Source organism: Pantoea osteomyelitidis (assembly GCF_044342975.1).
Lineage (GTDB): Bacteria > Pseudomonadota > Gammaproteobacteria > Enterobacterales > Enterobacteriaceae > Pantoea > Pantoea osteomyelitidis.
In genome coordinates, this window is record NZ_JBGFSN010000008.1 from 198264 (window position 1) to 209525 (window position 11262).

10 protein-coding genes, 2 tRNA genes and 1 rRNA gene are annotated in these 11262 nt (G+C 56.5%); 3 read left to right on the forward strand and 10 right to left on the reverse strand.

The window, feature by feature from the left end; all coding sequences use genetic code 11:
- The first annotated feature begins 122 nt into the window (after positions 1 to 122).
- On the forward strand, positions 123 to 1004 hold the full coding sequence (gene ilvY, locus ABU178_RS17695; protein WP_397217345.1) for an HTH-type transcriptional activator IlvY: 882 nt from the start codon (positions 123 to 125) through the stop codon (positions 1002 to 1004).
- Here ilvY and ilvA read toward each other — a convergent pair whose 3' ends face one another.
- The 6 genes from ilvA to ilvL form a co-directional block, all read right to left on the reverse strand.
- On the reverse strand, positions 1005 to 2552 hold the full coding sequence (gene ilvA / locus ABU178_RS17700) for a threonine ammonia-lyase, biosynthetic (protein WP_397217347.1): 1548 nt from the start codon (positions 2550 to 2552) through the stop codon (positions 1005 to 1007).
- Positions 2553 to 2555: 3 nt separating this feature from the next.
- Positions 2556 to 4406: a dihydroxy-acid dehydratase gene (gene ilvD, locus ABU178_RS17705; protein ID WP_397217348.1), complete on the reverse strand. Its 1851-nt coding sequence runs from the start codon at positions 4404 to 4406 to the stop codon at positions 2556 to 2558.
- 60 nt (positions 4407 to 4466) lie between these two features.
- Positions 4467 to 5396, reverse strand: coding sequence for a branched-chain-amino-acid transaminase (ilvE, locus tag ABU178_RS17710; RefSeq protein WP_397217350.1), 930 nt, complete (start codon positions 5394 to 5396; stop codon positions 4467 to 4469).
- 18 nt (positions 5397 to 5414) lie between these two features.
- The gene (gene ilvM / locus ABU178_RS17715; RefSeq protein WP_397217352.1) at positions 5415 to 5672 is read right to left on the reverse strand and encodes an acetolactate synthase 2 small subunit; all 258 of its coding nucleotides are present in this window, start codon (positions 5670 to 5672) and stop codon (positions 5415 to 5417) included.
- The gene (gene ilvG, locus ABU178_RS17720) at positions 5669 to 7315 is read right to left on the reverse strand and encodes an acetolactate synthase 2 catalytic subunit (protein WP_397217354.1); all 1647 of its coding nucleotides are present in this window, start codon (positions 7313 to 7315) and stop codon (positions 5669 to 5671) included. Before ilvG ends, ilvM begins: the two co-directional genes overlap by 4 nt.
- A 149-nt stretch (positions 7316 to 7464) precedes the next feature.
- Positions 7465 to 7563 (reverse strand): ilv operon leader peptide, encoded by a 99-nt coding sequence (ilvL, locus tag ABU178_RS17725; RefSeq protein WP_071813600.1) that lies wholly within the window; start codon positions 7561 to 7563, stop codon positions 7465 to 7467.
- A gap of 330 nt (positions 7564 to 7893) precedes the next feature.
- Between ilvL and ABU178_RS17730 the strand changes: the two genes are divergently transcribed.
- The gene (locus ABU178_RS17730; protein WP_397217356.1) at positions 7894 to 9414 is read left to right on the forward strand and encodes a YifB family Mg chelatase-like AAA ATPase; all 1521 of its coding nucleotides are present in this window, start codon (positions 7894 to 7896) and stop codon (positions 9412 to 9414) included.
- Positions 9415 to 9439: 25 nt separating this feature from the next.
- Here ABU178_RS17730 and ABU178_RS17735 read toward each other — a convergent pair whose 3' ends face one another.
- Positions 9440 to 9778, reverse strand: a complete 339-nt coding sequence (locus ABU178_RS17735; RefSeq protein WP_397217358.1) for a DUF413 domain-containing protein — start codon at positions 9776 to 9778, stop codon at positions 9440 to 9442.
- A gap of 121 nt (positions 9779 to 9899) precedes the next feature.
- On the opposite strand from ABU178_RS17735, the gene hdfR reads away from it, so the two are divergent.
- Positions 9900 to 10724 carry an HTH-type transcriptional regulator HdfR gene (gene hdfR, locus ABU178_RS17740; protein WP_397217360.1) on the forward strand — a complete coding sequence of 275 codons (825 nt, stop codon included), beginning with the start codon at positions 9900 to 9902 and terminating at the stop codon, positions 10722 to 10724.
- 138 nt (positions 10725 to 10862) lie between these two features.
- Here the strand turns inward: hdfR and ABU178_RS17745 are convergent.
- The 3 genes from ABU178_RS17745 to rrf form a co-directional block, all read right to left on the reverse strand.
- Positions 10863 to 10938 (reverse strand) — tRNA-Trp (locus tag ABU178_RS17745).
- 9 nt (positions 10939 to 10947) lie between these two features.
- Positions 10948 to 11024: transfer RNA gene (locus tag ABU178_RS17750), tRNA-Asp, on the reverse strand.
- Positions 11025 to 11097: 73 nt separating this feature from the next.
- A 5S ribosomal RNA gene (gene rrf, locus ABU178_RS17755) occupies positions 11098 to 11213 on the reverse strand.
- Between the last annotated feature and the right edge of the window lie 49 nt (positions 11214 to 11262).

The window sequence follows — 11262 nt, forward strand, 5'->3', positions numbered from 1 at the left end:
CAGCGCCGGGTCACCAGCGCCGCCAATGAACCCATCATATGACAGGAAATCTGTTGCTTAAATTGATATATTAACAACGTCGCATTGCAATAGTTGCAATACAAAACTGAGGCATTCCGCACATGGATTTACGCGATTTGAAACTCTTCCTGCATCTGGCCGACAGCTGCCACTTTGGCCGTACCGCGCGCGCCATGCATGTCAGCCCGTCAACGCTTTCGCGCCAGATCCAGCGACTTGAGGAAGATGTCGGCCATGCGCTGTTTCTGCGCGATAACCGCACCGTAACCCTGACCGAGGCGGGCGAGAGGCTGCGCCAGTTTGCCCAGCAGACGCTTTTGCAATACCAGCAGCTACGCCATACCATGGATCTCAACGGCCCGTCGCTCAGCGGCGAGCTGCGCCTCTACTGCTCGGTGACAGCCGCCTACAGCCATTTGCCGCCGATTCTCGACCGCTTCCGCGCCGAACATCCGCAGGTTGAGATCAAGCTCACCACCGGCGATGCGGCGGACGCGGTAGCGAAAGTGCAGTCGGGCGATGCCGATCTGGCCATTGCCGGACGTCCGGAAACGCTGCCCGCCAGCATCGACTTTACGCCGCTCGACCTTATTCCACTGGTGCTGATCGCGCCTTCTCTGCCCTGCCCGGTGCGCGCCCAGGCGACGCAGGAGTTGCCAGACTGGTCAGCGGTGCCGTTTATCCTGCCGGATCAAGGTCCGGTGCGTCGTCGTATCGATCTGTGGTTTCGCCACCATCGTCTCCCTAACCCGCTGATTTACGCCACGGTTTCCGGTCATGAGGCGATTGTGTCGATGGTGGCGCTCGGCTGTGGCGTCGCCCTGCTGCCAGGTGTGGTGCTGGAGAACAGCCCGGAGCCGGTGCGCAATCGCGTGCTGATTCTGGAGCATGTGGAGTCGGTGACGCCGCTGGAGCTGGGCGTTTGCGTACAAAAAAAGCGGCTCGGGGAGCCGCTTATGAATGCTTTCTGGAACCTGCTTTAATTAATTGCCGGCGAGGAAGAAGCGAAACGCCGGGTTGCGCGTTTCGTCATGAAAGTCGTAACCCAGCGCGGTCAGATGCTCTTCGAAGCGTGGCTCGCTCTCGCCCAATTCGAAAGCCGCCAGCACGCGGCCATAATCGGTACCGTGGCTGCGATAGTGAAACAGCGAGATGTTCCAGTGCGTGCCGAGGGTTTGCAGGAACCTTAGCAGCGCGCCCGGCGCTTCCGGAAACTCAAAACTGAAAAGACGTTCATGCAGCGGCTTCGACGGGCGTCCGCCGACCATGTAACGCACATGCAGCTTCGCCATCTCATCGTCGGAGAGATCCACCACGTTGTAGCCTCCGGCGCTGAGCTGCTCAATGATTTCGCTGCGCTCCTCCAGCCCGCGCGTTAAGCGCACGCCAACAAAGATACAGGCGTTATCGGCGTCGGCATAACGGTAGTTGAACTCGGTTACCGCGCGTCCTCCCAGCGTCTGGCAAAACTTCAGGAAGCTGCCCTGCTGTTCAGGAATGGTGACCGCCAGCAGCGCCTCACGCTGCTCGCCCAGCTCGCAGCGCTCGGAAACGTAACGCAGACCATGAAAGTTGACGTTGGCGCCGGAAAGAATGTGCGCCAGACGCTCGCCTTTGATGTCGTGCTGCTGGATATACTTCTTCATGCCCGCCAGCGCCAGCGCGCCTGAAGGTTCAGCCACCGCGCGTACGTCTTCGAACAAGTCTTTCATCGCGGCGCAAATCGCGTCGCTGTCTACGGTGACGATATCATCGAGGTACGCCTGGCAGAGACGGAAGGTTTCACTGCCGATGCGCTTCACCGCCACGCCTTCGGCAAACAGCCCGACGCGCGGCAAGTCCACCGGATGGCCCGCGTCGAGCGCCGCCTTCAGGCAGGCGGAATCCTCCGCTTCCACGGCGATCACTTTGATCTGCGGCATCAGCTGTTTAATCAGCACCGCCACGCCCGCCGCCAGCCCGCCGCCGCCAACCGGCACGAACACGCGATCGATATGCGCGTCCTGTTGCAGCAGTTCCATCGCCAGCGTTCCCTGACCGGCAATCACCGCCGGATGGTCAAAGGGCGGAACAAAGGTATAGCCCCGCTGTTCAGACAGCTCGATCGCTTTGGCTTTCGCCTCGTCAAAGTTGGCGCCAAACAGGTAAGCCTCACCGCCAAATGCGCGCACCGCATCGACCTTGATATCTGCCGTTGCTACCGGCATCACAATCAGTGATTTAATGCCCAGCTTGCTGGCGGAGAGCGCCACGCCCTGCGCATGGTTGCCGGCCGAAGCCGTGACCACGCCGCGCGCTTTCTGCTCTTCGTTCAGCCCGGCAATCATTGCGTAGGCGCCGCGTAGCTTGAAGCTGTGCACCGGCTGGCGATCTTCACGCTTAACCAAAATGGTATTGCCAAGACGCGATGATATTTTTTCCATTTTTTGCAGCGGCGTCACCTGGGCTACTTCGTAGACTGGCGAACGCAGCACTGCGCGCAGATATTCCGCGCCGCAAGGTGCGGCGGGAAGCGGTTGAGGCTCAGCCATCGGTTAGCCTCCCAGCTTGCTCTTGTCGCGCACCGCGCCTTTATCGGCACTGGTAGCGAGCGACGCGTAAGCGCGCAGAGCGAAAGAGACTTCGCGCTGACGGGAATGCGGTGTGTAGGCTGCCGCGCCGCGCGCCTCTTCCATTTCACGACGCGCATGCAGTTCGTTATCCGCAACGGCCAGCTTGATGCCGCGGTTCGGGATATCGATCTCAATCATGTCGCCATCTTTCACCAGCGCAATGGTGCCGCCGCTGGCCGCTTCCGGCGAAGCGTGACCGATAGAGAGACCTGAAGTGCCGCCGGAAAAGCGACCGTCGGTGATCAGCGCACAGCTCTTGCCCAGACCCATTGATTTCAGATAGGTGGTGGGATAGAGCATTTCCTGCATGCCCGGCCCGCCTTTCGGCCCTTCGTAGCGAATCACTACCACGTCGCCTGCGACCACTTTGCCGCCGAGGATCGCTTCAACCGCGTCATCCTGGCTTTCATACACTTTCGCCGGGCCGCGGAAGGTCAGAATTTCTTTATCCACGCCCGCGGTTTTCACGATACAGCCATCTTCCGCCATGTTGCCGTAAAGCACGGCCAGACCGCCATCCTGCGAGAACGCGTGTTCGCGTGAGCGGATGCAGCCTTGCTGACGATCGTCATCCAGCGTATCCCAGCGACAATCCTGCGAGAACGCCTGGGTGGTGCGGATGCCTGCCGGACCGGCGCGGAACATCTTCTTCACCGCCTCATCCTGCGTCAGCATGATGTCGTATTGATCGAGGGTTTCGCGCAGGCTCAAGCCCAACACGTTGCGCACGCTGTTATCCAGCAGGCCAGCGCGATCCAGCTCGCCGAGAATACCCAGCACGCCGCCAGCGCGGTGAACATCTTCCATATGGTATTTCGGCGTGCTCGGCGCGACTTTGCACAGGTGCGGCACTTTACGCGACAGACGATCGATATCGGAGATATTGAATTCAATCTCCCCTTCCAGCGCGGCCGCCAGCAGATGCAGCACGGTGTTGGTTGAACCGCCCATGGCGATATCAAGCGTCATCGCATTCTCGAACGCCGCTTTATTGGCGATGTTGCGCGGCAGCACGGCAGCATCGTCCTGCTCGTACCAGCGTTTCGCCAGGCCGACAATGCGCTTACCGGCATTAACGAACAGCTCTTTGCGATCCGCATGGGTCGCCAGCAGCGAGCCGTTGCCCGGCTGCGACAGGCCCAGCGCTTCGGTCAGACAGTTCATCGAGTTGGCGGTGAACATGCCGGAGCAGGAACCACAGGTCGGACAGGCGGAGCGTTCGATCTGCTCGCTCTCGGCGTCGCTGACGTTCGGGTTGGCACCCTGAATCATCGCGTCTACCAGATCCAGCTTGATGATTTTATCGGAAAGCTTGGTTTTCCCTGCTTCCATCGGTCCGCCGGAAACGAAAATCACCGGGATGTTCAGGCGCAGCGCGGCCATCAGCATGCCGGGGGTGATTTTGTCGCAGTTAGAGATGCAGACCATGGCGTCGGCGCAGTGCGCGTTGACCATATACTCGACGGAGTCGGCGATCAGCTCGCGCGACGGCAGTGAATACAGCATGCCGCCATGTCCCATGGCTATACCGTCATCTACCGCAATGGTGTTGAACTCCTTCGCGACGCCGCCAGCGGCTTCAATCTCCTCCGCCACCAGCTTACCGAGATCGCGCAGATGCACATGGCCCGGCACGAATTGGGTGAATGAGTTGACCACGGCGATAATCGGCTTGCCGAAATCGTCATCGGTCATTCCTGTCGCGCGCCACAGGGCACGGGCACCCGCCATATTACGGCCATGGGTGGTAGTGGCGGAACGGTACTTTGGCATGCTCTATTTACTCCAGTCTGGATAAGTACGCGGACGCTGATGCGTCCGCGAATCATTTTGTTATGGGTTAACCGGATCTAACCAGCCCCATTTATCTTCAGTTTCACCGCTGAACAGACCAAAGAAGGCCTGCTGAATACGTTTGGTCACCGGGCCGCATTTGCCTTCGCCTACCTGGATGCCGTCAACGCTGCGTACCGGCGTAATTTCCGCTGCGGTACCCGACATAAAGACTTCATCCGCCAGGTACAGGGATTCGCGCGACAACACCTGCTCACGCACTTCGATGCCCATATCTTTCGCCAGCTTGATGATGGCGTCACGGGTAATGCCCGGCAGCGCAGAAGAGGTGAACGGTGGGGTGAACAGAATGCCGTCTTTCACTTCAAACAGGTTTTCGCCCGCGCCTTCGGAGATATAACCATTGGTGTCGAGCGCGATGCCTTCCTGATAGCCATGGCGGCGCGCTTCGCTGCCCACCAGCAGTGAGGAAAGGTAGTTGCCGCCCGCTTTCGCTGCGGTCGGGATGGTGTTTGGCGCAACGCGGTTCCAGGAGGAAACCATCGCGTCAATACCCTGCTCCAGTGCTTCAGCGCCCAGATACGCGCCCCACGGGAACGCGGCGATGATTACGTCGGTGCTGAAGCCGTCCGGCGGGTTTACGCCCAGTCCCACGTCGCCGACAAAGGCCAGTGGACGGATATAGGCGCTTTTCAGATTATTGACGCGGATTACTTCGCGGCAGGCTTCCATCAGCTCGTCAACGCTTGGCTTGATCGGGAAACGGTAGATTTTGGCGGAGTCGTGCAGACGTTGCATATGTTCGCGATGGCGGAAGACAACCGGACCTTTGTGTGAGTCGTAGCAGCGCACGCCTTCAAACACGGAAGTACCGTAGTGCAGCGCGTGGGACATCACGCTCACCTTTGCCTCTTCCCACTTAACCATCTCGCCATTGAACCAAATAAAGTCTGCTTTCTTGGTGCTCATTCTTATTCCCTCTCGCGACTATGCACGGATTTGTTGTGTTGTCTGTTGTTGAATCTGGACGCAGGCAACGTCCATCAGCTTGCTTAACTGTGTTGACAGTAAATCGACAGAACGCTGGCTGGCAACGGTCATTTCAATATTTATATTTTCTGCGTTGACGCCGGAAGCCATATTCATGGCGCAAACCTGAAAGCCGCGATGGCGAACCACGCGCAAAATGCGCTCCAGGATTTCAGGACGTAAGCGCGCTTCGATAGATAAATGATGCTGGTTCATACGGTTTTCTCCATCATGTGTGCGTTGCTGGCACCCGGCGGTACCAGTGGCCAGACGTTTTCATGCTCATCAATCGCCACATGCAGGAAGTAAGAACCTTCGCTGTTCAGCAGAGCATCAAGGGCGGCGTCGACCTGATCTTTTCGGGTAATACGTTGGCCAGGAATATCAAACGCGCTGGCCAGCGTGAGGAAGTCGGGATTATCAGAGAGGTTGGTTTCGCTGTAGCGCCCCTCAAAAAACAGCTGCTGCCACTGACGCACCATCCCCAGGCGCTGGTTATCCAGCAGCAGGATTTTTACCGGCAGCTTTTTGCGCTTGATGGTGCCTAACTCCTGGATGTTCATCATGATAGAGCCGTCGCCAGAGACACAGATCACTGTATCCTGCGGGCGTGCAACCTGTGCGCCTACCGCAGCAGGCAAGCCGAATCCCATGGTGCCAAGGCCGCTGGAGGTGATGAAGTTTTCCGGCGCGCTGAAGCTCATATGCTGCGCTGACCACATCTGATGTTGACCCACGTCGGTGGTGATAACAGCATTTTCCGGCTTGCGATCTGACAGCTGTTTCAGCAGCAGCGGCGCGTAGATTGCCTCGCCGGGATGATCGTAACGCCAGGCGTGTTCCGCTTTTAATGCTTTTACCTCGTCGCGCCAGGCTTCTATCTGCAACGGCTGGCTCAACGCCGGCAGCAGATGTTTGAAATCGCCCTGCAGGGAAACATGAGCGCGACGCAGTTTGTTCAACTCGGCGGGATCGATATCAAGATGGATAACGCTGGCGTGCGGCGCAAAGGTATCCAGCTTGCCGGTAACGCGGTCGTCAAAACGCGCGCCTACCGCAATCAGCAGATCGCAGGCCTGTACCGCCAGGTTAGCGGCTTTGGTGCCATGCATCCCCAGCATACCCAGATAAACCTCGCTACGCGGATCGGCGCTGCCTAACCCTTTTAACGTCGTGACCATCGGGATGCCGCTCTCTTCCGCCAGCGCGCGCAGTTCAGGCACCGCCTGCGCCATACCCACGCCGCCGCCAATGTAGAGAATGGGTTTTTGCGCCTGCGTCATCATGGCGCGCGCGTCGAGAATTTGTTGATGCGGGTGCGCCAGCGTCTCTTCCACCGGCAGCAGGTGGGGAGTCAGGTCACCTTTGGCGATCTGGATATCTTTTGGAATATCGACCAGCACCGGACCGGGACGTCCCGATTGAGCAATAGCAAAGGCTTCCGCCATAACCGAGGGCAAATCTTCCAACGATTCCACGAGGAAGCTGTGTTTGGTACAGGCGAGCGAGAGGCCCAGCACATCGATCTCCTGAAAAGCATCGGTGCCAATCAGCGGAGCAGCAACCTGACCAGTGATGGCGACCACCGGCACGGAATCCATCAGCGCATCAGCCAGACCGGTAATCAGGTTGGTGGCGCCGGGACCGGAAGTGGCGATGCAGACGCCGGTTTTCCCGGTTGCGCGGGCATAACCGATGGCCGCCATCGCCGCGCCCTGCTCATGCCGACACAGTAGGTGTTCCACGCCGCCGTCATACAACGCATCGTAAACCGGCATGATGGCGCCGCCGGGATAACCAAATACGGTTTCTACACCCTGCGCGCGTAAAGCCTGAACTACCCACTGTGCACCTGTCATGGTTATTCTCCTGTCTCCCGACCGAAACAACAGAATTTTATGCTACTGTTCATTGTTTGTTCCTCGGTTATTTGCTGATATTTCAACTGGTCGAAAAAAAACCCCCGGACCTTTCGGTGCGGGGGTTTTTCGAATTCCAGGCTTGATTTTTAAGCCTTTCTTTCTCCAAGCGTAGCCCCGCACGGTGGGTTAATAATCACCACCACGCTAATCACGACTAGGCTAATCACTTGTAGAAGGGCTTTCATTTGCAGTTCTTTTTTTCGTTAGTTCGAAGTAATGCCTACAGAGTTACCATAGTCAGGGGACAGCTAACAAGTTTTTTCATCATATTTTTTTATGACCCATCATGATGCTGCTTTTTATCAGCTTGTTATTAAAAGGTTATTCATGTTTGTGATAAATATTCATAACTTTCGATCCGTAATGAATATTTCAGCAAAATGGAGAAAGGGCCGCATAACGACGGCAACGCATCGCAAAGCGAAAAAATTTATACGACACGGTGCGCACCGCTGCATTTCAGACGTCGCGCTGAACCGCAGTCTGCGAAATGATGAACATAACAAGGAGCGGTTATGTCATTGTCAAAAGTATTAACCCGTGCGGCGCTGGGTGTGGAAGCGCCGTTGGTCACGGTAGAGGCGCATCTGAGCAACGGCCTTCCAGCGCTTACGCTGGTGGGGTTGCCGGAAACCACTGTCAAAGAGGCGCGCGAGCGGGTTCGCAGCGCGATTATCAACAGCGGCTTCAGCTTTCCCGCTAAACGCATCACCATCAACCTTGCGCCTGCAGACTTGCCCAAGGAAGGCGGCCGCTACGATCTGCCCATCGCTATTGCGATTCTCGCAGCCTCAGAGCAGCTTCCAGCCAATAAACTGCCGCAACATGAGTTCCTGGGCGAATTAGCGCTTAATGGCGCGCTCTGTGGCGTACAGGGCGCCATCCCGGCGGCCATGGCGGCATGGCAGGCAGGAAGACAGCTGGTGCTCTCAGCAGATAACCAGCAGGATGTTGGCTTAATTCAGCAGGGCGAATCGCTGGTCGGCACTCATCTGCTGGAGATCTGCGCCTTTCTGCATAATAAAGCGACGCTGTCGGTAGCGCTCTGCGAACGGGGAGAGCAGCAGGAAATTCAGGAAGATCTCAGCGATATCATCGGACAGGAGCAGGGACGGCGTGCGCTGGAGATTACCGCAGCGGGCGGGCATAACCTGCTGCTAATCGGTCCGCCCGGCACCGGTAAGACGATGCTGGCAACACGCCTGCCGGGCATCATGCCGCCGCTGAGCGATAACGAGGCGCTGGAGTGCGCTGCTATCGCCAGCCTTGTGGATCGCGGCATGCTGCATAAGCAGTGGCGTAAGAGGCCGTTTCGCGCCCCACATCACAGCGCATCACTTTATGCGCTGATCGGCGGCGGATCGCTGCCCAGACCGGGTGAGATCTCTCTGGCGCATAATGGCGTGCTGTTCCTGGATGAGCTGCCGGAATTCGAACGTAAAGTGCTGGACTCGCTGCGCGAACCGATCGAGTCGGGAGAAATTACCATCTCACGCGCTCGGGCAAAAGTGAACTATCCGGCGCGTTTCCAACTGGTAGCCGCCATGAACCCCAGCCCAACCGGTCATTACCAGGGCAACCACAATCGCTGCTCGCCTCAACAGGTTTTACGCTACCTGAGCCGCCTTTCCGGCCCGTTTCTTGATCGTTTCGATTTATCGCTTGAAGTACCGCTTCTGTCCGGCGGTATTCTGAGCCAGCAACGGCATGCCAGTGAAACGTCACATGAAGTACGGGCGCGCGTGTTGCTGGCGCGTGCAAGGCAGCTGGAGCGCGCAGGAAAGATCAATGCGCATCTCAGCAACCCGGATATTCAGCAGTGGTGTGAAATCCTGCCTGATGACGCAACGTGGCTGGAGACGATACTGAATACGCTGGGGCTTTCGGTGCGCGCCTGGCAGCGCATATTAAAGGTGGCGAGAACCATTGCCGATCTGGCTGGTGAAGAACGCATACGGCGTGAACATCTACAGGAAGCGGTGAGTTACCGAAGCATTGACCGTCTGATGATTTATCTGCATAAAAGCCTGGAATAAAAACGGGGCCAAAGCCCCATTTATTTTAATCCTCGCTGTCACTGTAGTCTTCAACGGTATCCATCTGCGGTTTGCCGCCAGATAACGTATGGAAGCGCTTGGGACGCTTGATGCGAGTCATATACTTCGACCATACACGCTCAGCTTCCGTTTGCGGCTCACGAACACCACGACATACTTCAATAAACAGGCGTTCCTCTTCTGTGATCGGTTCACGCTTTGCCAGATCTAATTCATTAAAGGCATAACCGTGTCGTTCCAGAAGTTGAGCTTCCTTAATGGTGAAATCACCGTGACGCGAAAACCCACGAGGGTAATGTTTGTTATCAAAGAAACGATTTGCAGTTGCGAAACTATCCGCCATCTTACACGCTCCTAATTCTCTTATGGCCGTGCTATTTATGGCGCGGAGTATTAGATAGGCTTGACAGAGTGTAAAACAAAACATTTAAATCATTACGACAAACATTTTTTGGGAGAAAGCTGTGGATACGGAATTACTGAAAACTTTCCTGGAAGTGAGCAGAACTCGCCATTTCGGGCGCGCTGCAGAAGCTCTTTACCTCACTCAATCTGCCGTCAGTTTTCGCATCCGTCAGTTGGAAAACCAGCTGGGTGTTAACCTTTTTACTCGTCATCGCAACAACATACGCCTGACTTCAGCAGGCGAGCGCTTACTGCCTTATGCAGAAAGTTTGATGAGTACCTGGCTGATGGCAAAGAAAGAAGTTTCACACACGCAGCAGCATCATGAACTCTCTATTGGGGCCAGCGCGTCTCTATGGGAAGCCTATCTGACGCCCTGGTTACAGACGCTTTACGAGAATCGGGAAAGTCTGCACCTTGAAGCGCGTGTCGCACAGCGTCATTTGCTGGTGAAGCAGTTACACGAGCGCCAGTTGGATCTGTTGATTACTACCGAAGCGCCCAAAATGGATGAGCTGACAAGTCAGCAGATAGGTCATATCTCTCTTGCTCTGTTTCGGGCACGTAAAACAGACAAGCGTGAAAAATATGACTATATCAAGCTCGAATGGGGCGCCGATTTCCATCAGCATGAGAGTTACCTTTCCGGCGGCGATGATGTGCCGGTTTTAACCACCACATCAGCGCATGTCACGCGAGAATTGCTGCATACCACCGGCGCCTGTGCGTTTTTACCCGATTTCTGGCACAGCCTGTATAGCGATTTGATGGTTATCCCGGATACGCCCGTTGCAGTTCGGCCTTTATACGCTGTCTGGCTGCAAAACAGCGATCAGCAGACGCATATTCGTCAGCTGCTTAAATTTCCGGTACTGCCGCGTTAGTGAGGCGTGATTGTTAAAAAAGATCAGGGAAGAGAGACGGGAAAAGAAACTGAGTGGAAGGGATTTGCCGCTCGGTTTTTGAGCCGGCAATATATTACAGGCAAAAAAAATCCTTTGCCGAAGCAAAGGATTATTTTCTGGCAGGGGCGGAGGGACTCGAACCCCCAACACCCGGTTTTGGAGACCGGTGCTCTACCAATTGAACTACGCCCCTAAATAAGGGTGGCGGTGCGGACGGGACTCGAACCCGCGACCCCCGGCGTGACAGGCCGGTATTCTAACCGACTGAACTACCGCACCACCGAATACTGCATTACCAGCGGGGTCTCGCTGATAACCGGTGTTACCTTTTCAGGTAAGTACCCAATTTGATGCCTGGCAGTTCCCTACTCTCGCATGGGGAGACCCCACACTACCATCGGCGCTACGGCGTTTCACTTCTGAGTTCGGCATGGGGTCAGGTGGGACCACCGCGCTACAGCCGCCAGGCAAATTCTGTTTTCCCGCGCCGCCCCTTCAGGCCACGCCGGACTTATCC